The sequence below is a fragment of the Massilia agrisoli genome (genome assembly GCF_020831365.1).
Lineage (GTDB): Bacteria > Pseudomonadota > Gammaproteobacteria > Burkholderiales > Burkholderiaceae_D > Telluria_A > Telluria_A agrisoli.
Window position 1 is genome coordinate 415,776 of the sequence record NZ_JAJHPV010000021.1, and the last position, 23,454, is coordinate 439,229.

The 23,454-nt window shown below is 63.3% G+C and carries 23 protein-coding genes; 11 read left to right on the forward strand and 12 right to left on the reverse strand.

Translation table 11 applies throughout. The annotated features are described in order from the left end of the window. Positions 1–6: 6 nt before the first annotated feature. The 5 genes from glyQ to LMJ30_RS20825 all read right to left on the reverse strand — a co-directional run bounded on the left by glyQ (position 7) and on the right by LMJ30_RS20825 (position 5,070). Positions 7–921 (reverse strand): glycine--tRNA ligase subunit alpha, encoded by a 915-nt coding sequence (glyQ, locus tag LMJ30_RS20805; RefSeq protein ID WP_229434467.1) that lies wholly within the window; start codon positions 919–921, stop codon positions 7–9. 102 nt (positions 922–1,023) lie between these two features. Then, positions 1,024–2,592 (reverse strand): apolipoprotein N-acyltransferase, encoded by a 1,569-nt coding sequence (gene lnt, locus LMJ30_RS20810; RefSeq protein WP_229434468.1) that lies wholly within the window; start codon positions 2,590–2,592, stop codon positions 1,024–1,026. Further along, a complete protein-coding gene (locus LMJ30_RS20815) occupies positions 2,592–3,470 on the reverse strand; it encodes a CorC family transporter (protein ID WP_229434530.1) in 879 nt (292 codons plus the stop codon). Before LMJ30_RS20815 ends, lnt begins: the two co-directional genes overlap by 1 nt. Before the next feature lie 105 nt (positions 3,471–3,575). Next, complete coding sequence (ybeY, locus tag LMJ30_RS20820) at positions 3,576–4,040, reverse strand: rRNA maturation RNase YbeY (RefSeq protein ID WP_229434469.1); 465 nt, start codon at positions 4,038–4,040, stop codon at positions 3,576–3,578. Continuing rightward, the gene (locus tag LMJ30_RS20825) at positions 4,024–5,070 is read right to left on the reverse strand and encodes a PhoH family protein (RefSeq protein WP_229434470.1); all 1,047 of its coding nucleotides are present in this window, start codon (positions 5,068–5,070) and stop codon (positions 4,024–4,026) included. The genes ybeY and LMJ30_RS20825 overlap by 17 nt, the downstream gene beginning before the upstream one ends. 601 nt (positions 5,071–5,671) lie before the next feature. Here LMJ30_RS20825 and LMJ30_RS20830 point away from each other — a divergent pair. Next, a complete protein-coding gene (locus LMJ30_RS20830; RefSeq protein ID WP_229434471.1) occupies positions 5,672–6,025 on the forward strand; it encodes a hypothetical protein in 354 nt (117 codons plus the stop codon). A 112-nt stretch (positions 6,026–6,137) separates the two neighbouring features. On the opposite strand, the gene LMJ30_RS20835 is transcribed toward LMJ30_RS20830, so the two are convergent. Beyond that, on the reverse strand, positions 6,138–6,980 hold the full coding sequence (locus LMJ30_RS20835) for an HDOD domain-containing protein (RefSeq protein WP_229434472.1): 843 nt from the start codon (positions 6,978–6,980) through the stop codon (positions 6,138–6,140). Beyond that, entirely contained in the window at positions 6,977–7,309 is a 333-nt protein-coding gene (locus tag LMJ30_RS20840; RefSeq protein WP_229434473.1) for a hypothetical protein, read from the reverse strand. Before LMJ30_RS20840 ends, LMJ30_RS20835 begins: the two co-directional genes overlap by 4 nt. 138 nt (positions 7,310–7,447) lie before the next feature. On the opposite strand from LMJ30_RS20840, the gene gstA reads away from it, so the two are divergent. After that, the gene (gstA, locus tag LMJ30_RS20845; RefSeq protein WP_229434474.1) at positions 7,448–8,056 is read left to right on the forward strand and encodes a glutathione transferase GstA; all 609 of its coding nucleotides are present in this window, start codon (positions 7,448–7,450) and stop codon (positions 8,054–8,056) included. Between the two features lie 29 nt (positions 8,057–8,085). Then, positions 8,086–8,937: an N-acyl homoserine lactonase family protein gene (locus LMJ30_RS20850; protein ID WP_229434475.1), complete on the forward strand. Its 852-nt coding sequence runs from the start codon at positions 8,086–8,088 to the stop codon at positions 8,935–8,937. Between the two features lie 58 nt (positions 8,938–8,995). Here the strand turns inward: LMJ30_RS20850 and LMJ30_RS20855 are convergent, their stop codons facing one another. Continuing rightward, a complete protein-coding gene (locus LMJ30_RS20855; protein ID WP_229434476.1) occupies positions 8,996–9,265 on the reverse strand; it encodes a PEP-CTERM sorting domain-containing protein in 270 nt (89 codons plus the stop codon). A gap of 223 nt (positions 9,266–9,488) precedes the next feature. After that, the gene (locus tag LMJ30_RS21730; RefSeq protein WP_267869740.1) at positions 9,489–9,623 is read right to left on the reverse strand and encodes a hypothetical protein; all 135 of its coding nucleotides are present in this window, start codon (positions 9,621–9,623) and stop codon (positions 9,489–9,491) included. Positions 9,624–10,047: 424 nt separating this feature from the next. Between LMJ30_RS21730 and LMJ30_RS20860 the strand changes: the two genes are divergently transcribed. After that, positions 10,048–12,012, forward strand: a complete 1,965-nt coding sequence (locus LMJ30_RS20860) for an AAA family ATPase (RefSeq protein WP_229434477.1) — start codon at positions 10,048–10,050, stop codon at positions 12,010–12,012. Between the two features lie 124 nt (positions 12,013–12,136). Here the strand turns inward: LMJ30_RS20860 and LMJ30_RS20865 are convergent, their stop codons facing one another. Next, positions 12,137–13,840 carry a cation:proton antiporter domain-containing protein gene (locus LMJ30_RS20865; protein WP_229434478.1) on the reverse strand — a complete coding sequence of 568 codons (1,704 nt, stop codon included), beginning with the start codon at positions 13,838–13,840 and terminating at the stop codon, positions 12,137–12,139. Positions 13,841–13,910: 70 nt separating this feature from the next. After that, positions 13,911–14,546: a TetR/AcrR family transcriptional regulator gene (locus LMJ30_RS20870; RefSeq protein ID WP_229434479.1), complete on the reverse strand. Its 636-nt coding sequence runs from the start codon at positions 14,544–14,546 to the stop codon at positions 13,911–13,913. A gap of 97 nt (positions 14,547–14,643) precedes the next feature. On the opposite strand from LMJ30_RS20870, the gene LMJ30_RS20875 reads away from it, so the two are divergent. From LMJ30_RS20875 to LMJ30_RS20885, 3 genes are read left to right on the forward strand one after another with little or no spacing between them, the layout of a single operon-like run. Further along, positions 14,644–15,828 (forward strand): lipid-transfer protein, encoded by a 1,185-nt coding sequence (locus LMJ30_RS20875; RefSeq protein ID WP_229434480.1) that lies wholly within the window; start codon positions 14,644–14,646, stop codon positions 15,826–15,828. 5 nt (positions 15,829–15,833) lie between these two features. Beyond that, positions 15,834–16,976 carry an acyl-CoA dehydrogenase family protein gene (locus LMJ30_RS20880; RefSeq protein ID WP_229434481.1) on the forward strand — a complete coding sequence of 381 codons (1,143 nt, stop codon included), beginning with the start codon at positions 15,834–15,836 and terminating at the stop codon, positions 16,974–16,976. 12 nt (positions 16,977–16,988) lie between these two features. Further along, positions 16,989–18,143 carry a CaiB/BaiF CoA transferase family protein gene (locus LMJ30_RS20885; protein ID WP_229434482.1) on the forward strand — a complete coding sequence of 385 codons (1,155 nt, stop codon included), beginning with the start codon at positions 16,989–16,991 and terminating at the stop codon, positions 18,141–18,143. A 3-nt stretch (positions 18,144–18,146) separates the two neighbouring features. On the opposite strand, the gene LMJ30_RS20890 is transcribed toward LMJ30_RS20885, so the two are convergent. Continuing rightward, a complete protein-coding gene (locus LMJ30_RS20890) occupies positions 18,147–19,670 on the reverse strand; it encodes a M48 family metallopeptidase (protein ID WP_229434483.1) in 1,524 nt (507 codons plus the stop codon). A gap of 162 nt (positions 19,671–19,832) precedes the next feature. On the opposite strand from LMJ30_RS20890, the gene LMJ30_RS20895 reads away from it, so the two are divergent. From LMJ30_RS20895 to LMJ30_RS20910, 4 genes are all read left to right on the forward strand, one after another. After that, entirely contained in the window at positions 19,833–20,159 is a 327-nt protein-coding gene (locus LMJ30_RS20895; protein WP_229434484.1) for a putative signal transducing protein, read from the forward strand. Continuing rightward, the gene (locus tag LMJ30_RS20900; RefSeq protein WP_229434485.1) at positions 20,156–21,424 is read left to right on the forward strand and encodes a DUF445 domain-containing protein; all 1,269 of its coding nucleotides are present in this window, start codon (positions 20,156–20,158) and stop codon (positions 21,422–21,424) included. Before LMJ30_RS20895 ends, LMJ30_RS20900 begins: the two co-directional genes overlap by 4 nt. A 142-nt stretch (positions 21,425–21,566) precedes the next feature. Beyond that, on the forward strand, positions 21,567–21,974 hold the full coding sequence (locus LMJ30_RS20905; protein ID WP_229434486.1) for a hypothetical protein: 408 nt from the start codon (positions 21,567–21,569) through the stop codon (positions 21,972–21,974). Further along, on the forward strand, positions 21,974–23,443 hold the full coding sequence (locus tag LMJ30_RS20910; protein ID WP_229434487.1) for an ATPase domain-containing protein: 1,470 nt from the start codon (positions 21,974–21,976) through the stop codon (positions 23,441–23,443). The genes LMJ30_RS20905 and LMJ30_RS20910 overlap by 1 nt, the downstream gene beginning before the upstream one ends. Positions 23,444–23,454: the final 11 nt, after the last annotated feature.

Sequence of the window (23,454 nt, forward strand, 5' to 3'; positions counted from 1 at the left end):
TGTCGTTCAGGCGGCGGCGTCAAGCGCCTTTGGGGCCATCGGGAAGCCGAGCTTCTCGCGCGAGTCGTAATATGCTTGCGCCACCAGGCGCGACAGCGTGCGCACGCGGCCAATGTAGGCGGCGCGTTCGGTCACCGAGATGGCGCCGCGCGCATCCAGCATGTTGAAGCTGTGCGAAGCGCGCATGATCTGCTCGTAGGCCGGCAAGGTCAGCTGCAGCTCGACCAGGCGCTTGGCTTCGGCTTCATGGTTGGCGAACTGCGCGAACAGCAGTTCAGTGTTCGCGTGCTCGAAGTTATAGGTCGACTGCTCGACTTCGTTCTGGTGGTAGACGTCACCGTACGACAGCGACTTCTTTGCACCGTTCTCTTCCCACTCGGTCCACACCAGGTCGTAGACGTTTTCCACGCCCTGCAGGTACATCGCGAGGCGCTCGATACCGTAGGTGATCTCGCCCAGCACCGGCTTGCAGTCAAGGCCGCCGACCTGCTGGAAGTAGGTGAACTGGGTGACTTCCATCCCGTTCAGCCACACTTCCCAGCCCAGGCCCCAGGCGCCCAGGGTCGGGCTTTCCCAGTCGTCTTCGACGAAGCGCACGTCGTTCTGCTTCAGGTCCAGGCCCAGCGCCTCCAGCGAGCCAAGGTACAGGTCGAGGATGTTTTCCGGGGCTGGCTTGAGCACGACCTGGTACTGGTAATAGTGCTGCAGGCGGTTCGGGTTCTCGCCGTAGCGGCCATCCTTGGGGCGGCGCGATGGCTGCACGTAAGCGGCGCGCCAGGGTTCAGGGCCGATCGCGCGCAGGAAGGTACCGGTGTGGAAGGTGCCGGCGCCGACTTCCATGTCGTATGGCTGGAGCAGGGCGCAGCCCTGCTTGTCCCAGTAGGACTGCAAGGTCAGGATAATTTGTTGAAATGTGAGCATCGTGAGTGGCCGTCACGCCGCGGCGTGAACGATTGTTGGGTTTGCCAAAAGACCAATTTTAGCGGGTTTTGCGCGGGGACTGGGGCCGTTGTGGCGACTATGTCACTTTTGCGCGGGTTGCGAAAGGGTTTGACGGTATTTTCGGCCCATCAGCCAGGCTGCACCGAGCGCCACGCCAGACAGCAGCAGGAACAGCACGTTACCGAAGCGGATGTACGGGGTCGAGCCTTGCATGCCCTGCACGGTGGCCGACAGGCTGCCGCGGCTGTGCGATGGCAGCTTGGCGGTGACCCGGCCTTTGGCGTCGATGACGGCGGTGGCGCCGTTGTTCGTCGAGCGCAGCATCGGGCGGCCGGTTTCCAGCGCGCGCATCTGCGAAATCTGCAGGTGCTGCGGGATCGCGACCGATTTGCCATACCAGGCCAGGTTCGACACGTTCAGCAGCATCGTGGCGGGGTTCGGCGATGAGCGCAATTGCAGCGCGATCTCTTCGCCGAACGCGTCTTCGTAGCAGACGTTCGGCAGCACCATCTGGTCCTTGACTGCGAAGGGCTTCTGCACTTTGGCCCCGCGCGTGAAGTCGCCCAGCGGGATCGCCATCATGTCGACGAACCAGCGGAAGCCCGACGGCACGAATTCGCCGAACGGCACCAGGTGCTGCTTGTCGTAGCGGTAGCTGCGGCCATCGGGCGAAATGCCGGCCACGCTGTTGGCGTACTGGGTCGGGCTGTCGGCCAGCGGTATGCCGTACATCAGGTGGCTGCCGGTCTCGCGCGCAAAGCGCGCCAGGCCGTCGAGGTAGCCGGGCGGCAGCTGCTGCGGGAACAGCACGATGGCCGTTTCCGGCGTGGCGATCAGGTCGGCGGGAGCGGCCTTGATCATGCCGTCGTACAGCGCCAGCGCGCGGTCGATGTGCGCGGCGTCGAATTTCTGGTCTTGCGGGACATCGCCCTGCAGCAGGCGCACGGTGATCGGGGCGCCGGCTGGCCGGGTCCAGTCGATGAAGGTGAGGCCGTAACCGGCGGCCATGATGGCGGCCAGCATGCCAAGCGCCTGCAGGCGCGCACGCTGGGTCAGCATGACCAGGCAGGAGGCGCACAGCGCCACCAGCGCGCCGATGCCGAACACGCCAATGACCGGCGCGTAGCCGGCCAGGGGACTGATGTTATGGGCGTAGCCGGACGAGGCCCACGGGAAGCCGGTGAACATCCAGCCGCGCACCCATTCGGACAGGCCCCACATCACCGGCAGCACGAGCAGCAGGAAGGCCGGCACCGGCAGCGACCAGCGGCGGCGCAGCCAGGTGGCGGCGCCTGTGCCCAAAGCGGAGAACACGCCCATGTAGACGGCCAGCAGCGCAATGGCGATGGCTGCGACCGGCGCCGGCATGCCGCCGTAGACGGTAATGGCGACATACAGCCAGTGCATGCCTGCGACCGACCAGCCGAAGCCAAAGCCCCAGCCGACCAGCAGGCTGCGCCTGGCCGAGGTGTCCATGCCGATTTGGTAGAACAGCCACGCCAGTGCGACGACCTGGACCGGCCACCATGCGAATGGCTGGAACGAGAACAGGCTGGAAAAACCCGCCACGGCGGCCACCAGCATCGGCAGCGCAGTGGTGCGCGGCTTGCGGGTGGCAGGATCAGGCGGGGTGGCGCGGCGACGCAGCATCAATCGTGGTCGTCTTCGCCGGGAGGCAGTTTTTCAACCAGTACCACGTGGACCTGGCGCGCGTCGGCGCGCAGCACTTCGAAGCGCAGGTTGTCGATGTCGACCACGTCGCCCTTGTGCGGCATGCGTCCCAGTTCGCTGGCGACCAGGCCGCCGATGGTATCGGCGTCGTCTTCAGGCAGCGAGGTTCCCAGTTCTTCATTGAACTGTTCGATCTCGGTCAGCGCCTTGACCCTCCAGCGCGGGCCAAGCTGGCCTTCCTTGATCGACAGGATGTTGTCTTCTTCTTCGTCGAAGTCGTATTCGTCTTCGATGTCGCCGACGATCTGTTCTAGCACGTCCTCGATGGTGATCAGGCCGGCCACGCCGCTGTACTCATCGACGACGATCGCCATGTGGTTGTGGTTGGCGCGGAAGTCGCGCAGCAGCACGTTGAGGCGCTTGGACTCGGGAATGAAGACAGCCGGACGCAGCATGTCGCGCACGTCGAACGATTCTTCGGCGTAGTAGCGCAGCAGGTCCTTGGCCAGCAAGATGCCGACCACGCGGTCGCGGTCGCCCTCGACGGCAGGGAAGCGCGAGTGCGCCGTTTCCAGCACGTTGGGCATCCACTCTTCGATAGGCTTGGAGATGTCGATGACGTCCATCTGCGAGCGCGGCACCATGATGTCGCGGGCGGACAGGTCGGAGACCTGGAACACGCCTTCGATCATCGACAGGGCGTCGGCGTCGATCAGGTTGCGTCCATGGGCGTCGTGCAGCACTTCGAGCAGCTCGACGCGGTTCTCGGGCTCGGGGGAAATCAGTGCGGTCAGGCGTTCAAACAGTGACCGGTGGGGTTTGGCGTCTGTTCGGACGTCACTAGGGTGCTCTGGCATAGTTGGCATGAAGCCGTTGTTGCGATGGGGTGTAGGATACACCAAAAGCCCGGTTGCCTGTTTTTTAAGCACGCCTTGGCGTGCCACGGGCGGGGCGCTGGCGGCTTATTCGGGGTAGGGGTCGGGGTAGCCCAGCGCCTCCATGATGTCGCGTTCGAGCTGCTCCATCTCGTCGGCGTCCTCGTCGTGTTCATGGTCGTAGCCCTGCGCGTGCAGCACCCCGTGCACCACCAGGTGGGCGGCGTGCTCCTCGACTGTCTTTTCCTGTTCGGCCGCTTCGCGCTCCAGCACGTCGGTGCACAGGATGATGTCGGCGCGGGTCGGCTCGTCGTCGGCGATGGTCTCGCCTTCGTTGTAGGCAAAGGTCAGCACATTGGTGGCGTAGTCCTTCTCGCGGTATTCGCGGTTCAGGGTGCGGCCTTCTTCTTCGGCGACAAAGCGCACCGTCAGCTCGGCGGGCGCGAACAGGGCGCCATGCACCCAGCGTTCGACCATCTCGGGCGGGATGGTCTTTTCGAGGCGTTCGTCGGGGTACTGGACCTCGAGGTCGAGTTTATTTTTTTCGGACATTTTTAGCAGCGGGACGTTTCGGGAGGACGGCCAGGTCTTCGATCGACGCGGCCGATTCATAGGCATCGACGATGCGCGCCACCAGCGGATGGCGCACCACGTCGGCACTGGAGAAATGGGTAAAGGCGATGCCGCGCACGTCCTTCAGGACATGGGCCGCGTCCACCAGGCCGCTGCGCAGCGTCTTGTGCAGGTCGACCTGGGTGACGTCGCCGGTGACCACGGCCTTGCTGCCGAAGCCGATCCGGGTCAGGAACATCTTCATTTGTTCGACCGTGGTGTTCTGCGCTTCGTCGAGGATCACGAAGGCGTGGTTCAGGGTGCGTCCGCGCATGTAGGCCAGCGGCGCGATCTCGATCACCTGTTTCTCGAACATCTTCTGGGTGCGGTCGAAGCCGAGCAGGTCGTACAGCGCGTCGTACAGCGGGCGCAGGTAAGGGTCGACCTTCTGGGCCAGGTCGCCCGGCAGGAAGCCGAGGCGTTCGCCGGCCTCCACGGCAGGGCGGGTCAGCACGATGCGCTTGACGGCGTCGCGTTCGAGCGCATCGACCGCGCAGGCCACCGCAAGGTAGGTCTTGCCGGTGCCGGCGGGGCCGACGCCGAAGCTGATGTCATGTTCGAGGATCGCGCGCAGGTACTGGATCTGGTGCGGCGTGCGCCCGCGCAGGTCGGTGCGGCGGGTCTTGAGCACCGGGCTGTTGATTTCGATCTCGGGCAGTTCTTCGGTGGGCTCGGCGTCCGGCGATGCCGGGCGCAGGCCGCTGCGCTGTTCGACCAGGGCCAGCTGCACTTCCTCGATCGGCACCACCTTGTTGGCGACCGCGTAGAAGCGCTCGAGGATTTCCACCGCGCGCCCGGCGTTGGCGCCGCTGACGATGAATTTCTCGCCGCGCCGGAAGATGGTGACGTCGAGCGCCGCCGAGATCTGGCGCAGGTTTTCGTCAAGCGGCCCGCACAGGTGGGCCAGCCGCGTGTTGTCGAGTGGCTCGGGTACGAAATATTCGGGCTGGATAGGAGTCTTGGTTTTCAACGGTGCCTGGCGAATGAAGTTTTCAGCGTAAATAGATGTTTTGACAATGCGTTGAACCAGTTTACCGCAAATCCTTTTTTGCGGCCAAAACGGCAATAAACGCGCGTGCGCCATTCCGCGTAATTTCCGCTAGTTAATATTAATTGCCTGTCACCTTTAGTTACATGTTTCCGGATCAAAAGATTAACAATCATTTGATTGTGGGCGAGGTATTTCCTGTTGAAAATCAATGAGTTCCAGAAGAATTGTAATCCCACGAATCAAAACTATTTATTTCTTGCGTGCGACACAAATCTGATTCATGTGTTGAAATAATTATGTGACAAGCTTTCCGCACGATAGCTTGATTTCAAACAATGACGCCTGTGCGCTGGTCGGATGTACTGATGGCGTATGAGTCTGATAATTTGTGTGAAATACAAGTAGACGGTGGAAGGCGCGTAGCGCAGGGAGCCTACGAACCGGTCACGTGCTTGGACTGATGATCGGACTTGTTCTGTAAATCACGTTGAAGGGCGTTTCCGGGAACTTCTTTGGGCAAATCATGGTCTTTAGCAAAGTTCGTAACGGAATCATTTCAACCACACTCACGAGGTAAATCATGGCACACCATGCTCTGGCATCACAGGAAAGTTACAACCCGAACCACCTGCTCGACATCCTGCTGGGTAAGATGCAGCTGAAGAACGATGCAGCCTTGTCGCGCATGCTGGAAGTCGCGCCTCCGGTCATCAGCAAGATCCGCCACCACCGCCTGCCGGTCGGCGCCTCGCTGCTGATCCGTATGCACGAAGTCACCGGCATGAGCATTCGCGACCTGCGCGACCTGATGGGCGACCGCAGGACCAAGTATCGCCTGTCCGACGCGCAAGGCCGTCCAAAGCCAGAAGACAAGGCAGCGGCGGAAGCGGCAGCGGCACAACAGCAGCAGACACCTGGCAATTATGCGCACTAACACCGATGGCGTGACGGCAACAGCGGTCATGCCTTCGGTGGAAGTTGGCAACGGCCCGCCGCCGCGTGCGACGGGCCCTGCCGCCGCCTGACTGCGCCGGTCCGCGAGGACCTTAGCCCATCAGGACAGCAGAAATCTCTTCAAACTGCAGTTCCGTTTCGCGGAATGCATGCAGGTAGGACTCTTCGTTCAGCCCCAGCGCGGTCCACGCGACCGATGAGACTGCGGGAACGAGGTCATCCTCGTCGCGCGCGAGGTCCAGCCCATGGACAATCGCGTTCGCCACGTGCACGATCGTGGCAAGAAAGCCCGCGCCGGGCGCTTCGGGATCATGGTGGTGGGCGATGGCCAACCGCATGGTGTCGGAAAAATTCCAGTGTCCGGCCAAGGCAATTCCCGCCGCCACATGGTCAATCCCCAATACTTCACGCTCGGCATCGAGCAACTCGCAGTCGCGTTCCTTGCGCAAGGCAATTGCCTTGGCGTACTGCGCGGGGAAGCTGGTGACCAGGACCAGGCGCCCGATGTCGTGCAGCAGCCCGGCGGTAAATGCGTAATCCTGGTTGAACTTCATGCGCCGCGCGAGCACCCTGGCGCAGGCCGCGGTAGCGATCGAATGGCGCCAGAACGCCTTGTCGTCGAAGCCGGCGCACTTGCCTTCGGCAAAGCAACCCGTCACGGCGGCGGCGATGATCAGGTTGCGGGTGGCCTGGAAGCCGAGGAAGGTGATCGCCTGGCTCAGCGTGGTGACCTTGACCTGCAGGCCGTAGACCGGCGAGTTGGCCAGCCGCAGCGTCTTGGCCATCAAGGCCTGGTCGTGCGAGACCTTTTTCGCCAGCACTGAAATATCGACGTCCTGGGCGTCGATGCTGCTGAGCAGTTCCATGACCACGTCGGGCAACGACGGCAGGTCATGCAGGTTCCGGACCACGTCGTCAATCGCCAGTGCCGTCATTCCTCGACTCCCCGCTGCAGGCGGTAGTCCTCGACATAACGGCGCAGGATGCCGGTCGCCCAGTCGTTCTGGTTGTCAATGTCATTCTTGCGGAACAGGTGCGCCAGGCGCTGGGCGACGGCGTCCGGGTCGGGTGCGGGCTGGGCGGCGGCGGCCACCTGCACGGCGACCGACTCGATGCCGTGGCGCGGCAGCAGCGCAATGGTGGCTTCGGTCAGCACGGCGCCGCGCGGCAGCAGCAGGTGGCCCTGGCTGTCGAGGAGCTCGTCCGAGAGAATCATTCCTGGCCTTGCTTTGGCCACGGCAAGATGCTGGTAAGCAGCGCTCATCAATTTCTCCAAGTGAATAAGTCGATCTTACCATCGACCGGTGTGGCAACTTGAGGGGGCGTAAGTGCCAGAATGCTTTCTGTTGTATTCTCGGCATTTTGCCCGATAAGCCCCATAACCCTTTCGCAAAGGACCATCATGAAACTGTACTTCAGCCCCGGCGCCTGCTCGCTCTCGCCCCATATCGTGCTGCTGGAAGCGGGACTTGATTTCACGACCGAGCAAGTTGACCTGCGCGCCAAGCGGACCACGGGCGGCGCCGACTACAAGCTGGTCAACCCGAAGGGATCCGTGCCTGCGCTGATGCTCAAGGATGGGGAGGTGCTGACCGAAGGACCGGCGATCATCCAGTTCCTGGCCGACCTGGTGCCGGAGAAGCAGCTGGCGCCGCCGGCCGGCTCCTTCGAGCGCTACCGCCTGGCCGAATGGCTGAACTACATCGGCACCGAAGTACACAAGGGCTTCAGCCCGCTGTTCAACCGCGCCGCCACGCCGGAAATGCGCGACATGGCGATCTCTGCGCTGACGGTGCGCTTCGGCCACCTGGCGCGGTCGCTGGAAGGGCGCGACTACCTGATGGGCCAGCGCTTCACGGTCGCCGACGCCTACCTGTTCACGGTGCTGAACTGGTGCGGCTTCAGCGGCATCGACATGGCGCCCTGGCCAGTCCTGCAGGCATTCCAGGCCAGGGTCGCGGCCCGTCCTGCCGTGCAGCAGGCGCTGGGCGACGAAGGCCTGCTGAAATAATTTTTCCAACCGAAGGGAGAGCTCCAGAGATGTCACTGAAACTTCGCGCCTTGTGCGCCAGCCTTGCTGTTTTCGCCTGCACGGCCCATGCCGCCGACACCAACCCGGCGGTATCGTCGCTGCGCCTGTACGTGTTCGATTGCGGCACGATCGACGTGTCCGACATTTCGCTGTTCAGTCCGGGTGTCGATAAAGGACAGAAGAAAACCCTGACCGATTCGTGCTACCTGGTGGCGCACCCGAAGGGCACGCTGGTATGGGATGCCGGCTTGCCGGACGAAGTGGCCAAGGAGAAGGCAGGCGTCAAGCGCGGCCAGAGCTTCCACTTACGCATGAACAAGACGCTGGCCCAGCAATTCAAGGAGACGGGGTTCTCGCCTGAATCGGTGACCTACCTGGGCCTATCGCACATGCACTTCGACCACATCGGCAATGTCGGCCTGTTCCCAAAGGCGACCCTGCTGATGCAGGCCGAGGAATACGAGGCGGCCTTCGGGCCTGACAGCGCCAAGTATGGCAACGACCCGAAGAACTATCCGACCCTGTCGGCCAACCCGGTGACCAAGCTGGCCGGCGACCACGACGTGTTCGGTGACGGCAGCGTCGTCATCAAGCGGGCGATCGGCCACACGCCGGGGCACCAGACGCTGTTCGTCAAGCTGCCGAAAACCGGTAATGTCTTGCTGTCAGGCGACCTGGTACATTTCAGCAAGAACTGGGAAAACCGCAGGGTGCCGAGCTTTAACGTCGACAAGGAGTTGTCGCTGAAGGCGATGGAAGAGCAGGCCCAGTTCATGAAGGCCAACAAGGCCACCTTATGGATCCAGCATGACCTGGAGCAGAACGCGAAAATCCGGCATGCGCCGAAGTACTACGAGTGATGTAGAGCTCCGTGGTGAAATAAAAAATCCCGCTGCTTGCGGGATTTTTTGAACACTGTTATTCGAATTTTTCGTCGCTGTGCCTGCTGGCCCGCCAGCCGATCAGCACCAGGCCGAGCAGCATCATGGCAAACACTTCCGGCTCGGGCAGCTCGGACATGTCGCCTGGAGAGGGAGCAGTGCCGGCCGCTACCATCAGGTCGGCGCGGGACGCGAAGCCGGCGATGGGCGCGGCATTGACCGATGCGCGCTCGAATTCAACAAGGGCAGCCTGGGCAGTGCCTGTCAGGCCAGCCGCCAACGCAATGCAAAGGGCAAATTTTTTCACGATGTTTCCCTCTTCTTATTGATCTGGACCTGATGCGCCGATATCATGGTGCACCGCAGCGAAAAATACGTCAGTCGCATGCCTTTTCTTCATCGTATTTAACCACGGCCCTGCCGGTTTTCCTACGATGATTCGATTGAATCGCCTGAATTTTCGTGAGAGTTTACAAGCGGAACTTTTCTCCGAGCCAGCTCCAGTGCGGCGCGGAAAAAGTGGCGTGCGTTTACTCGGCTTCCTGCGTCAATAATCCCAGGCAGTATGCTGCGTCCGACAGGTCAATGGCCCCGCCCAGATGGTCTTCCTTCGCGGAAATTGATGTGCCGAACAAGCGGTGAAAAAACGCAAGGAAGTAGGTCATGACAGATCGTCCACTAAGCAGTTCGGACGATGATGGAACGTCATTGCAAACTCATCAACTGCTGAAACGAACTGTTACGAATTCCGCCATTTTTGATAGTTCGCCAAGGAACTTTGCCAGCTTCATAACGCATTCAATTGACACCTTCACCACAGCTGTTGCGACGCAAAATTTTTTTACGAAAACTGTTTGCGTGCGCCTTTTTAAAGGAGGTATAGTCTCCATATCCCTCTTGCTTCCAAGCACTAATTTGATGGCAAAAGATCACGCCGGGCCAGACTTTCCCGGCAATTGCGTGATCTGTATAGCGACGTTGATGAACCGATATCGAGCGTTGCTGTCGCGACCGCGCCCGGAATGCGCGCGGAGAACAGAACTTTTAACGATGTTGCGGTACCTGCGTCCACTATTCACAAAGTAAATTATGCCTAACCTCGCCAAACTCCAGATCGCCTTCAAGAATGTCTACGTGCGCATCAGCGCCGCACTCCTGCTCGCCACGGTCATTGGCCTGGCCATCTATAAGAACGATGTGCCGCAGACCACCAGCCCGATCGTGTACTCGCAAAATATTTCCGAGATTACAAGCCTGGCTGCCCAGAAAGGCAATCTCGAGTACCTGATGGTGGCCAAGCCGCTGTCGGAAACCCCGCGCTACATCTACAAGTTCAAAAATGCCGAGCAGCTGCATGTGGTCAAGGTGCCGAGCACCTCGCACCTCAGCCTCGAGCGCGAAGTGCTGCTCAAGAACGCGATTCCGTATTCGATCGCCAAGGATGACTACCTGGCATCGCACAAAGCCGTGCTGCTCGACGAAGGGCAAGACTCGACCAGCGCCGAAGCGCTGGCCTTCCTCAAGCGCCACGCGCTCGACATCGCCATCATCCTGCTGCTGATCTATGTGCTCAAGTTCGGCATCCCCGGCATGGGCATGTCCGCCAACGTGCTGAGCCCGGACAAGCTCAAGGGCAGCATGGACGACCTGATCGGCATGGACGACATCAAGCAGGAAGTGCTGCACCTCGAAGACATGATCCGCAACCGCGCCGAATACAAGTCGCACAACATCGACAAGCCCTTCAACGTGATGCTGACCGGGCCCGCGGGCACCGGCAAGACCAAGCTGGTCGGCTACCTGGCCAAGCGCCTGAACGTGCCGCTGATCCAGGCCTCCGGCTCGGCGCTGGAGTCGGGCTATGTCGGCGGCGGCTCCAAGGCGCTCAACGCGCTGTACCGCAAGGCCTGCAAGCAAGGCAGCTGCATCATCTTCCTCGACGAAGCGCAGACCCTGTTCACGCCACGCGGCCGCGGCGAAAAGAAATGGGAAGACGACACCGCCAACACGCTGCTCGGCCTGCTCGACGGCGTCAAGAGCGACAAGGGCGCGGGCGTGATCTGGGTGGTTGCCTCGAACTTCGACGACGCCTCGTCCGAGATGGACGAAGCGATGCTGCGCCGCTTCTCGGTCAAGATCAATTTCCGCCTGCCCAACAAAGGCGAGCGCACCGAACTGCTGCGCAGCTTCCTCAAGCGCAAGAAGGAAGGCCTGGTGGACTGGAACAACCTCGACCTCGACCAGGTCGCCGAAATGACGGCCAACCTCAGCCCTGCGCTGCTGGAAACCGTGGTCGAGCGCGCCAGCATGATCTCGATCCAGGAAAAGGCGATCATCGACACCGACCTGATGTTCCGCGCCTTCGAGCGCTCGACGCTGGGCCTGACCGACCGCGCCACCACGGCCGAGAAGGACAAGCAGCGCGAGCGCGTTGCGCTGCACGAGCTGGGCCACTTCTTCATGCAGATCGACCCCTACCTGCGTTCAGGCATGAGCCTGGCTGAAGTGAAGGAAAAGTCGCACCTGCTCAAGATCAGTACCGAATCGGTATCGAAGCTGGGCGCGCTGGGCTACGTGCTGCAATCGGGCGACGACGTCTCGCTGCGCACGCTGGAAGAACTGGAGCGCGACGTCATCCAGCTGTACGGCGGCGTGGCGGCGGAAGAATTGTTCTACGGCGCCCGCGGCATCTCGGTTGGCAGCCAGAACGACATCGAAAAGGCGACCAAGATGCTGAACCTGATGGTCAACCGCCTGTCGATGTACTCGCGCTCGAAGATCGACTACTCGCAGCTCAAGCAAGAGGGCAGCGACAACCCGACGATCCGCCAGGTAGAAGAAAAGTCGGACGAGCTCTACAGCTACACGCTGGGCGCGATCCGCGACTACAAGGCGGTGATCGAATCGCTGAAAGACACGCTGCTGGAGCAATACGTGCTGTCGAAAGACGCCGTGTTCGCGCTGCTGGAAGAGCGCCGCGAACTGCTGATGGCGCACATCCACGCCCCGCGCGCCGCCGCCTTGAAGCTGTGCACGGAAGGCACCGCCGCCTAAGCCCCCCGGCAAACAATTTCCCAATTCGGGGTCAGACCACCGGTTTTTTGGAATATTCCAAAAAACCGGTGGTCTGACCCCGAATTTTTGGGTGTCGGCCTTTTTTTTGCGGATTTGTTTTGGATCAGTGCCCGGCTTCCGCTGTCCTCAGGCCTTCGAGCACGTGGCGGGCCATGCTGGTCGCGAGTTCGTTTTCGCCCAGGAATACCTTGCCCGAGGTTTCCTCGCGCAGCAGCTGCGCTTCTTCTTCGTTGTGGGTGCGAATGACGATGCGGATGTCGGGATTGAGCGCACGCGCCGTTTCGCACATCGCGCGCACGTGGAACGTATCGGGCGTGGCGATGACCAGCGTGCCGGCACGCGCAATGTGCGCCTGGATCAGCACCGCCGGCTCGCCCGCATTGCCTGCCACCGCCGGTACATTTTGCTTGCGCAGCTGGTCGACCAGCTCGCGGTTCTGCTCGGCCACCACGTAGTGCACGCCGTTGGCTTCTAGTTCCTCGGCAATCTTGCGCCCGACCCGGCCGTAGCCGACCAGTACCACTTGTCCGCTCAGCTTGTGCTGCTCGACGGTCACCGGCAGCTCGGCCAGCGGGTCGGCCGAGCGTTCCAGCTTCCGCGCCAGGTGCGATTTGCTGCGCAGCCAGCGCTGGACCGGCTCGATCGTCTTGAATAAGAGGGGATTGAGCGCGATCGAGATGATGGCGCCGGCCAGGATCAGGCTTTGCCCCTCCGGCGGCAGCAGCCCCAGCGATAGTCCGAGCGCGGCCAGGATGAACGAGAACTCGCCAATCTGCGCCAGGCTGGCCGATACCGTCAGCGCGGTGTTGAGCGGGTAGCGCAGCGCGAGTACCAGCACGAAGGCCGCTATCGATTTGCCGAACATGATGACTGCCACCACCAGCGCGACCCGGCCGGGGCTTTCCACCAGCACCATCGGGTCGAGCAGCATGCCCACCGAGACGAAAAACAGCACCGAAAACGCGTCGCGCAGCGGCAGCGATTCGTGCGCGGCGCGGTGGCTCAGCTCGGATTCGCGCAGCACCATGCCGGCGAAAAAGGCGCCCAGCGCAAACGATACGCCGAACAGCTCGGATGAGCCGTAGGCGATGCCGACCGCGGTGGCAACCACCGCCAGCGTGAACAGTTCGCGCGAGCCTGTGGCGGCGACGCGCCACAGGAACCAGGGAAACAGCTTGCGCCCGATCAGCATCATGAAGGCGATGAATGCGGCCACCTGGCCGAAGGTGATGGCCAGCGCTTTCCAGAAATTGTCGTCGCCGCCAGGCGCGGCCGTGCCGCCCAGCGAGCCTGCGATCGCCGGTAGCAGCACCAGCATCAGCACGGTGACGAGGTCTTCGACCACCAGCCAGCCGACCGCGATGCGGCCGTTGATGGAGTCGAGGATGCCCTTGTCTTCCAGCGCCCGCAGCAGCACCACGGTGCTGGCCACCGACAGCGCCAGGCCGAACACCAGGCCCGCGCCGATGCTCCAGCCCCACATGGTCGCCAGCCCGATGCCCATGCCGGTCGCGGCCGCAATCTGCAAGATCGCGCCGGGCAGCGCGATCTTCTTCACTTCCAGCAGGTCCTTCAGCGAGAAGTGCAGCCCGACACCGAACATCAGCAGCATCACGCCGATCTCGGCCAGCTGGCTCGCCAGCGCCACATCGGCAACGAACCCGGGCGTAGCCGGACCGATGACGATGCCGGCCGCCAGGTAGCCGACCAGCGCGGGCAACTTGAAGCGCACGGCGATCATGCCGAAGATGAGTCCGAAACCCAGCGCGGCCGCGATGGTGGTGATCAGGCTGATATTGTGGTGCATGCAGGCGGTCCCGTTGCGCGTTACTTGAGCACCAAGTATAAGCGCCACGGGGCCGCCTGATATGTTTTTACTATGGCTCGGTTGCGAGCGCGGTCAGCGCTTTGCGCACCGAGGCGCGCACCTGCATGAATTCGGCGGGGCGCGCCTGGCGGTCCAGGCGGAACAGCATCAGCCCCTCGACCTGCGCCACGATCAAAACCGCGCGCTGCATGGTGTCGTCGTCGCTGAGTGCAGGCGCCAGCCCGCGGATCAGGTGGAAGATGGTCTTGCGCTCGCGCGCCATCATCTTGTCCATCAGCTTCGAGGCAAAGTCGTTGCGCGAGGCCAGCGCCCAGATTTCAAAGAAGATGGCGTGGGTCACCGGGTCGGTGATCTCGTCGAGGAACATGTCCACCGTCGACAAGAAGCGGTCGATCGGTGATTCGCTCTGCATCGCCGCCGAGATCTCGTCGATCTTGGCCTGGAACACGTCCATCGTGTACAGCAGCACCGCTTCAAGCAGCGCATCCTTGCTCTGGTAATAGTGCTGTACATTGGACAGGCTGATGCCCACTTCGCCGGCCACGCGCCGCATCGACAGCCCCGCATAGCCTTCGGCGGCCAGCACGGTGCGCGCCGCCTGCAGAATTTCGTGGGCGCGCCCCAGCCCCTTGCCGGTGGTGTTCGACGGCTTGTGCTTGAGTGCGGTGGCGAGGGAGGCGGGCATGGCGGGATTATCGCATGCCGCTTGGAAAAATAGTACGGCTGACCTATAATCGTCGCGATAGGTCGCGCGACCTAATCCAACCATCCAGGAGACTTCGATGAGCCGCAACGTTTATGTAACCGGTGTGGGCATGATCCCGTTCGCCAAGCCAGGCGCCAGCGCCCCCTACGACGAGATGGGCGCGCTCGCGGCCCGCCAGGCTTTGGAAGACGCCGGCCTGTCCTACGACGATATCGAGCAGGCTTACGCCGGCTACGTCTACGGCGATTCGACCAGCGGCCAGAAGGCCCTGTACAAGGTCGGCATGACCGGCATCCCGGTCGTCAACGTCAACAACAACTGCTCGACCGGTTCGACCGCCCTGTTCCTGGCGCGCCAGGCGATTGCCAGCGGCGCCGCCGACTGCGTGCTGGTGCTGGGCTTCGAGCAGATGAGCCCTGGCGCACTCGGTTCGGTGTTCAACGACCGCCCAAGCCCGTTCGACCCGTTCGACGCCGTCACCGATGAACTGGTCGGCATGCCGGACATCCCGCTGGCGCTGCGCTACTTCGGCGGCGCCGGCCTGTCGCACATGAAAAAATACGGCACCCCGTTCGACGCCTTCGCCAAGATCCGCGCCAAGGCCAGCCGCCATGCGGCCAACAACCCGCTGGCGCTGTTCAAGAAAGTGGTGACCCCTGAAGACGTGCTGGAGTCGCCTGCCATCTGGCCCGGCGTGATGACCCGCCTGATGGCCTGCCCACCGACCTGCGGCGCCGCGGCCGCGGTGCTGGTGTCGGAAGACTTCTCCAAAAAGCGCGGCCTGAAAACCGACGTCTATATCGCCGGCCAGGCCATGACCACCGACCGCCCAAGCACCTTCGATTCGAACGACATGATGCGCGTGGTCGGCTACGACATGAGCCGCGAGGCGGCGCAGAAGGTGTACGCGCAGGCCGGCATCGGCCCGGCCGACCTCGACGTCGTCGAACTGCACGACTGCTTCGCCCATAACGAACTGATTACCTACGAAGCGCTGGGCCTGTGCCCTGAAGGCGGCGCCGACAAGTTCATCACCGAAGGCGACAACACCTATGGCGGCAAGGTCGTCACCAACCCGTCCGGCGGCCTGCTCTCGAAGGGCCATCCGCTCGGCGCCACCGGGCTGGCGCAGTGCTACGAGCTGACCCACCAGCTGCGCGGCAGCGCGGGCGCCCGCCAGGTGGAAGGCGCGCGCGTCGCGCTCCAGCACAACCTGGGCCTGGGCGGCGCCTGCGTCGTCACCATGTACCGCGCGGCGTGAGCACCATGGAATACACCTCGCCATGGATGAACGCGGAGCTGGAAGGCTTCCGCGATGCCGTACGCCGCTTCGTCGACACCGAAATCGTGCCCAACCAGGAGCACTGGCGCAAACAGCAGCACGTTGACCGCAGCGTATGGGACAAGGGCGGCGAGATGGGCATCCTGCTGGCCGACATCCCGGAACAGTACGGCGGCTCGGGCGGCAGCTTTGCGCACCAGTCGGTCGTGTTCGAGGAACTCGGCTACGCCGGCGACATGGCCTTCGGCATCCACGTGCACGCCATCGTCGCGCACTACATTCTTAACCAGGGCACCGAGGCGCAGAAGCTCAAGTACCTGCCCAAGCTGGCCAGCGGCGAGATGGTCGCGGCCATTGCGATGTCCGAACCGGGCGCGGGCTCCGACCTGAAGGGCATCCGCACCACCGCCACGGCAGGCGCCGACGGCTACAAGGTCAACGGATCGAAAACCTTCATCTCGAACGGTTACCTGGCCGACCTGATCCTGGTCGTGGTGAAAACCGATGCGGCGGCTGGCGCCAAGGGCGTATCGCTGCTGCTGCTCGAAACCAGAAACAACCCGGGCTTCCGCGTCGGCCGCATTTTGGAAAAGGTAGGGCAGAAGGGCCAGGACACCTGCGAGCTGTTCTTCGACGACGCCCACGTGCCGCTCGAGAACGTGCTGGGCGGCGTCGAGGGAAAGGGCTTCGCCCAGCTGATGACCGAGCTGCCGTACGAGCGCACCATCCTTGGCGTGGCTGGCGTAGCCGCAATCGAGCGCGCCCTGCGGTTGACGGTCGAACACACCAAGGAACGCAAGGCTTTCGGCCAGGCGCTGTTCGACATGCAGAACACCCGCTTCGTGCTGGCCGAGATCAAGACCGAGGCCACCATCGCCCGCATCTTCATCGACCGCTGCATCGACGACATGATCGCCGGGCGCATGGACACCGTGCAGGCCTCGATGGCCAAGTACTGGATCTCCGACCTGCAGTGCAAGGTCATCGACCAGTGCGTGCAGCTGTTCGGCGGCTACGGCTACATGCTCGAGTATCCGATCGCCCAGATGTACGTGGACGCGCGCGTCCAGCGCATCTACGGCGGCGCCAATGAGATCATGAAAGAAATCATCGCACGTTCACTGTAGGGAGCACACCGCATGGCAGGACCGCTGGCTGGCGTAAGGGTTGTCGAAATGGTGGGACTGGGCCCCTGTCCCTTTGCCGCCATGATGTTGGCGGACATGGGCGCCGAAGTGATACGCATCGACCGCAAGGCTGCGGCGGGTGCGCAGAACCCGTTCCCGATGCTGGGCACGAAGTACGACGTGATGGCGCGCGGGCGGCGCTCGCTGGCGCTCGACCTGAAGAACCCGGAAGGCATGCAGCTGCTGCTCGAGCTGGTCGACAAGGCCGACGTGCTGATCGAAGGCTTCCGTCCCGGCGTGATGGAGCGGCTTGGCGCAGGGCCCGATGCCTGCCACGCCCGTAATCCAAAGCTGGTGTACGGCCGCGTCACCGGCTGGGGCCAGCACGGCCCGCTGGCGCAGGCCGCCGGCCATGACCTGAACTACATCGCGCTGACCGGCATGCTGCATGCGATGGGGCGCGAGGGCGAGCCTCCGGCTCCGCCGCTCAACCTGGTGGGCGACTTTGGCGGCGGCGCGATGATGCTGGCGTTCGGCGTCGTGTGCGCCGTGCTGGAAGCGCGCACCTCCGGCAAAGGTCAGGTGGTGGACGCCGCCATGACCGACGGCGCCGCGCTGCTTGGCGCGATGATGTATGGCTTTCGCGCCTATGGTTCGTGGGGCCTCAAGCGCGAAGCCAACCTGCTCGACGGCGGCGCGCCGTTTTATGACACCTATGCCTGCGCCGATGGCAAGTTCGTCTCGATCGGTTCGATCGAGCCGCAGTTCTATGCGCAGCTGCTGCACCTGGCCGGTGTCACCGATCCCGCTTTCAACGCCCAGATGCAGCGGTCGGAGTGGCCGTCGCTGAAGCAGAAGTTCGCCGCGGTCTTCCGCACCCGCACCCGCGACGCATGGTGCGAGCTGATGGAAGGAACCGACGTGTGCTTCGCCCCGGTGCTCGACATGGACGAGGCGCCGCAGCATCCGCACAACCGCGCAAGGGAGACCTTTATCGAGGTCGATGGCGTCACCCAGCCTGCTCCAGCGCCGCGCTTTAGCCGCACCCAGCCCGAAACCGGCCTGCTGCCCGCCGCGCCAGGACAGCATGGCGGCGAGATCCTGTCCGACTGGGGCTGGCCGCAAGAGGCGATTGCCGCGCTGCGCGCGCGGCAGGTGATCGGCTGACGCTTAGGCGGCCTGCGTAGTCTGCATGGTCTCACTGACCCAGGCTTCGGCGGCCTCCTCGCCACGCTTCTCCGCCAGGAACGAATAAGCCATGCGCAGTGCATCGTCGGCCAGCCTGCGGTCGTGGCGCGCCGCGCTGCGCAGGTAGTCCAGGCCCTGGCTGTCGCCGTGGCGCAGCAGCAGGCGGCCGTAGGTGTACTCGGCTTTCGGGAAAGGCCCGCCAGGCTGGCGCAGCAGGTGTTCAAGCGTGGCACGGGCGGCCGGCGTCGCTTCCAGGTCGACCTGCAGCATGGCCAGCTCCTGCAGTTCATGCAGCGCCAGGCTGGCAAGCGGCATGCCTGCCAGTTCATCGAGCCGTGTGCGCGAGCGCTCCACGTGGCGGCGCCGCGCGCCCCAGCCGCGGCCCTCGCGCTCCCACCATGCACGGTCGAACTCATCGACCAGCAGCTTGGCCGAGCTTCCCAGCAGCGCGCTGGCGGCGTTCGCGGTGATGGGCTGCGGCAGGCGCGCATGCAGGCCCAGCGCCTCAACCCGGTCGCGCAGGCAGGGGTGCGTGTCGTCCGCGCTTGACCCGGCCTGCCACGCCTGCTTCAGGCGCTCGCCGGTCGCCCAGTCCGCATAGCTCATCTTGAAGGCAGTGTGCATCGCTTGGTACGGCATGAACGCCGGCCGCTCGCGCGTTTCCGCCTGCAGGTACAGCCCGGGCCAGAAGTCTTCGTGGAACCAGCGGCCCTGCAGCGTGTTGCGGATCAAACCATTGGCCCTGGCGTCGGGCCCGGCAAGCTGGCAGGCGGTGCGGTCGGCCTCATACTCGTCCTGCCGCGCCAGCACGAAGGTGTAGGCGTCGTGGTAGGGCATGAAGCGGTCCAGCAGCCAGGCCATCATGGCGTGCCACGGCGATTCGTTGTCCGACGCGCCGACGTTCCGGTACACGGCTTCCAGCGTGTTGCGCTGGCGGTAGATCCACGCGTGCAGCTTGCCGTGCGCGCCGCACAGGTGGCCGTATTCATGCGCGATCACCGACATGATTTCGGAGGTCTGGCCGCCCAGCAGGTAGGGCAGGCCGATGGCCAGGTAGTTGGTGACCGGGCCAACCAGGCCCCAGCGCGGCAGCTGGCAGATCGAGGCGTTGTACTCCTCGTCGACCAGCACGTGGTGGATTGCCGGACCGCCCAGCTTGCGGCGCATTTTATCGAGCAGGTCGAACAGCACCGGGGCTTCGGCGCGCGTGATGGCGCGGCCAGTGGGCGGCGCGAGCGGCGTGAGCAGGGTGCGCAGGACGCCGTAGAAAACCGGCAGCGCGGCCAGCGTCGCCAGCGCGAAGGCGGCCTTGTGCACCCACATGCCCTGGTCGGCGAGGTAGATCCAGCCCAGCACGACAAAGCTCGCGTACAGGGCCAGCGCGGCGAACAGCACGATGTAGGTGGCGCAGCTGATCAGGATAACCTTGGCGCGGAACGCCGCCGGCCGGTTGGCCGCTTCTGCTTCCAGCCGGTTCACCAGCCAGCAAAATTCTTCCTGGTCCACAAGGCCTCCTTGTATTGTCTTGAGGCAATTTTAATCGGTAAAACCCGGATTGTGTTGGCTAAAAAATAATATGCTGGGCGCATAAAAGCCGAGCACGCTTGGAGCTAGGCATGGAGTTGTGCTAAACATAAGACTTCGCCGATCCTGGCAGATGGAGGGCTTATGGATTCACTGATGCGTACGGGCTCGATGGCTGCCGGCCAGCTTGGGGCGGAGGCCATTCCGGGCCGCGACCTGTTCGTGGTCGCCAAATGCCTGGTGCCGACTGACGCCTACGTGGTCCAGGGTTGCCTGGTCGCGGCGGGCATCCCGGCGGTGGTCGCCGACGCCAACCATGTCCAGGCCGACCTGTTGATCGCACCCGCGCTGGGCGGCGTGCGCATCCTGGTCCCGGCGGCGCACCTGGACGAGGCCCGCCGCGTCCTGGACGCCTTCGAGCGCGGCGCCTTTGCGCTGGGCGACGACGCCGACGTCGGCCAGCCCGAATGACCAAGGAAATTGAGCTGCGCAAGGCCAAGCAGCTGGCGCTGGCCTTCCTGGCTGGCGCGGCCGGGCTGTTCGTCCTCACGCTGTTTTTGCCGCGCGTATGGTGGGCCGAACTGCTGGAGGCATTCTCCGAGGCCGCCATGGTGGGCGCGCTGGCCGACTGGTTCGCGGTGGTGGCGCTGTTCCGGCGCGTGCCGATACCGGTGGTGTCGCGCCACACCGCCATCATCCCGAAGAACAAGGAGAAGATCGCCGACAACCTCGCGCTGTTCGTGCGCGAGAAATTCCTCGATACCGAATCGATCGTCGGCCTGGTGCGGCGCCATGATCCGGCCGCCAAGGTGGCGGCATGGCTGGCGCTGCCCGCGCACACCGAGCAGCTGGGCAGCTACCTGGTCAGGCTGGCGTCGGGCATGCTCGACTTTATTGACGACGCGCCGGTACGCAGCTTCATCAGCCGCGCGATCCGTTCGGCGATCGGCACGGTCGACCTGTCGCGCACCGCGGGCGTGGTGCTCGAAGCGCTGACCCGCGACGGGCGCCACCAGGCGCTGCTCGACGCCGGCATCGGCCAGCTGGCCACGGTGATGGGCAGCGAAGAGACCCAGGGCTATATCGCCGACGGCATCGTCAACTGGCTCAAGGATGCCTATCCGTTCACTGAAAAGGTGTTGCCGTCGGACTGGCTGGGCCGCAAGGGCGCGGAAGTGGCCGTGGCCACCGCCCACCGCATCATCAACGACATCCACAACGATGCGCAGCATCCGGTGAGGGTCAACTTCAACCGCTTCACCGCCGAATTCATCGAGCGGCTGAAGACCGACCCGGAGTTCGTCGACAAGGGCGAGGAGATCAAGCGCCACCTGCAGGACGACGAGAGCATGAACGCCTACATCGGCGCGCTGTGGGACGACCTGCGCGAATGGATCAGGAAAGACCTGCACAGCGCAGACTCGGTGCTGCACAAGCGCGTGGTCGGCGCCGGCGCGTGGGTCGGCAAAGTGCTGCAGGACGATGCGCGGCTGCGCGCCTCGCTCAACGACCATCTCGAAGGCGCGGTACGCGGCGCCGGCCCCGAGTTTGCCCAGTTCCTGACCCGCCATATCGCCGACACCGTCAAGAACTGGGACAGCCGTGAGATGTCGGAACAGGTGGAGCTCAATATCGGCAAGGACCTGCAGTTCATCCGCATCAACGGCACCATCGTCGGCGGCATGATCGGCGTGCTGCTGTATCTCGTGTCGCAGCTGGCAGCAATGGTGCGCTAGCGCGGTCAAATTGTACGGTAATGACACATTTCCCATATTTGCATTTAACAAACAGGATATAATCCGCGACGGCACCTGAAAACCTGCGGCACGCAGTAAAAGACCGCCGCATCAGATCCCACCCTTCAACTGACCAGCATGCATGGAAAAATACGACGACAAGCGGCCCACCCTGCTTGATATGGCGATCAGCGAAAGCGCGCCAGGCGCAGTCGAGCGCCTGTTGCAGCGCTGGCACTGGCTGGCCGAAAAACTCACGCCGCTCGTCGGTGAGCGCGGCTTTTGCGCCCTGTACGGGCGCGCCGTCAAGCTCGTCCTGCCCAGCTTCGGATGGCTGACCGCCAGCCAGTCCTGCACCTCGATCACGTCCCTGCTCGAGACCTTGCGCGGCGACCTCGCCTCTGTCGACGGCAGCACGGCAGCCGCCGGCAACACGGCCTTATTCACAACCTTTACCAAGCTGCTTACCGCCCTGATCGGCGAAGCGCTTACGAATCGGCTTCTAGCTTCGGAAAATACCGAGCAAAAGCATGTACAGGAGCACAAGTAATGACCGACAAAGTAACCTTGGGGACATTATCCACAGGCGTTCCCGGGCTTGATACTCTTTTGGGTGGCGGCTTGAGCGAGTTCTCGTTCAACCTCATCGCCGGCGCGCCCGGAAGCGGCAAGACCACGCTGGCGCACCAGATGATGTTCACGCTCGCGAACCCGTCGCGCAGGGCGCTGTTCTTTACTGTGCTGGGCGAGCCGCCCCTGAAGATGCTGCGCTACCAGCAGCAATATTCCTTCTTCGACCTGGACAAGGTCGGCGAGTCGATCCGCTACGTCAACCTGGCCGAGGACTTGCGCGCAGGCGACTTCAGTATGGTGCTCGAACGCATCATGAAGGAAGTCGAGGCGTTTTCGCCAAGCCTGGTGTTTGTCGATTCCTTCCGCTCGGTCGCGCAGACCGCGAAAAGCGGCGCCGAGGGCGTGGCCGACCTGCAGCACTTTATCCAGGAACTCGGTACCCGCATGACCAGCTGGCAGGCGACCACCTTCCTGATCGGCGAGTACGCGCATGCCGACGCCGAAGCCAATCCCATCATGACGGTAGCCGACGGCATGCTGGCGCTTGGCCAGACCCACGAACAGAATTCAGTCGTGCGCAAGATCCGCGTGGTCAAGATGCGCGGCCAGGCCCACATGGCCGGCTCGCACACTTTCCGCATCACCCAGGACGGACTGCGCGTGTATCCGCGCCTGCTGCCGCCGCTGGCTGCGGACCACGCCAATGCAGGCGACGCCGATGGCGAAGTGCGGCGCATTTCCACCGGCGTTCCCGACCTCGACGCGATGCTCCATGGCGGCCTGCCGCAGGGCCACTCGGTGCTGGTGGTCGGTCCATCCGGCTCCGGCAAGACCATTCTCGGCACCCGCTTCCTGCAGGAAGGCGAGCGCAATGGCGAAAAAGGCGTGGCCGTGTTCTTCGAAAAAGGCACCTCGCGCTTGCGCAATGCCGCGCTGGCCAAAATGGTGAAAGCGGGCACTGTGGTGACGGTCGAAAGCCGCTCGCTCGACCTGACCGTGGAAGAGCTGCTGGACTACCTGAACCACGCCATCGACAGCACCCAGGCCACCCGGGTGGTGATCGACTCGCTGTCGGAGTTCGGCCTGTATGTGGCGCCGGAGTTCCGCCAGGACCTGCGCTCGGCGGTGTTCCGCATCTTGTCGAGCCTGGCCCAGCGCGGCGTGACTGTGCTGGTGACGATCGGCATGGATGACCGCTTCACCGAACTGCGCTTCAGCGAGGCCGAAATCTCCTTCCTGACCGACGCGATCGTGGCGATGCGCTACGCGGAAACGCGCGGGCGCCTGGCCAAGCTGATCTCGGTCGTCAAGGTGCGCGGCAGCGGCCACAGCACGGATCTGCGCGAATACCGCATCACCGACGCGGGCATCGAGATCGAAAGCGGGCCGATGCAGTTTGACGGCCTGCTGTCGGGCCATCCCTCACCCCAGCAGCCGATAGGTTAAGGATCACCATT

What these genes read in the sequence shown, in the direction of transcription:
- glyQ (WP_229434467.1), bottom strand. Translation starts at nt 921, where the DNA reads ATGCTCACATTTCAACAAATTATCCTGACCTTGCAGTCCTACTGGGAC.
- lnt (WP_229434468.1), bottom strand. Translation starts at nt 2,592, where the DNA reads ATGCTGCGTCGCCGCGCCACCCCGCCTGATCCTGCCACCCGCAAGCCG.
- LMJ30_RS20815 (WP_229434530.1), bottom strand. Translation starts at nt 3,470, where the DNA reads ATGCCAGAGCACCCTAGTGACGTCCGAACAGACGCCAAACCCCACCGG.
- ybeY (WP_229434469.1), bottom strand. Translation starts at nt 4,040, where the DNA reads ATGTCCGAAAAAAATAAACTCGACCTCGAGGTCCAGTACCCCGACGAA.
- LMJ30_RS20830 (WP_229434471.1), top strand. Translation starts at nt 5,672, where the DNA reads ATGGCACACCATGCTCTGGCATCACAGGAAAGTTACAACCCGAACCAC.
- LMJ30_RS20835 (WP_229434472.1), bottom strand. Translation starts at nt 6,980, where the DNA reads ATGACGGCACTGGCGATTGACGACGTGGTCCGGAACCTGCATGACCTG.
- LMJ30_RS20840 (WP_229434473.1), bottom strand. Translation starts at nt 7,309, where the DNA reads ATGAGCGCTGCTTACCAGCATCTTGCCGTGGCCAAAGCAAGGCCAGGA.
- gstA (WP_229434474.1), top strand. Translation starts at nt 7,448, where the DNA reads ATGAAACTGTACTTCAGCCCCGGCGCCTGCTCGCTCTCGCCCCATATC.
- LMJ30_RS20850 (WP_229434475.1), top strand. Translation starts at nt 8,086, where the DNA reads ATGTCACTGAAACTTCGCGCCTTGTGCGCCAGCCTTGCTGTTTTCGCC.
- LMJ30_RS21730 (WP_267869740.1), bottom strand. Translation starts at nt 9,623, where the DNA reads ATGACCTACTTCCTTGCGTTTTTTCACCGCTTGTTCGGCACATCAATT.
- LMJ30_RS20860 (WP_229434477.1), top strand. Translation starts at nt 10,048, where the DNA reads ATGCCTAACCTCGCCAAACTCCAGATCGCCTTCAAGAATGTCTACGTG.
- LMJ30_RS20865 (WP_229434478.1), bottom strand. Translation starts at nt 13,840, where the DNA reads ATGCACCACAATATCAGCCTGATCACCACCATCGCGGCCGCGCTGGGT.
- LMJ30_RS20870 (WP_229434479.1), bottom strand. Translation starts at nt 14,546, where the DNA reads ATGCCCGCCTCCCTCGCCACCGCACTCAAGCACAAGCCGTCGAACACC.
- LMJ30_RS20875 (WP_229434480.1), top strand. Translation starts at nt 14,644, where the DNA reads ATGAGCCGCAACGTTTATGTAACCGGTGTGGGCATGATCCCGTTCGCC.
- LMJ30_RS20880 (WP_229434481.1), top strand. Translation starts at nt 15,834, where the DNA reads ATGGAATACACCTCGCCATGGATGAACGCGGAGCTGGAAGGCTTCCGC.
- LMJ30_RS20885 (WP_229434482.1), top strand. Translation starts at nt 16,989, where the DNA reads ATGGCAGGACCGCTGGCTGGCGTAAGGGTTGTCGAAATGGTGGGACTG.
- LMJ30_RS20895 (WP_229434484.1), top strand. Translation starts at nt 19,833, where the DNA reads ATGGATTCACTGATGCGTACGGGCTCGATGGCTGCCGGCCAGCTTGGG.
- LMJ30_RS20900 (WP_229434485.1), top strand. Translation starts at nt 20,156, where the DNA reads ATGACCAAGGAAATTGAGCTGCGCAAGGCCAAGCAGCTGGCGCTGGCC.
- LMJ30_RS20905 (WP_229434486.1), top strand. Translation starts at nt 21,567, where the DNA reads ATGGAAAAATACGACGACAAGCGGCCCACCCTGCTTGATATGGCGATC.
- LMJ30_RS20910 (WP_229434487.1), top strand. Translation starts at nt 21,974, where the DNA reads ATGACCGACAAAGTAACCTTGGGGACATTATCCACAGGCGTTCCCGGG.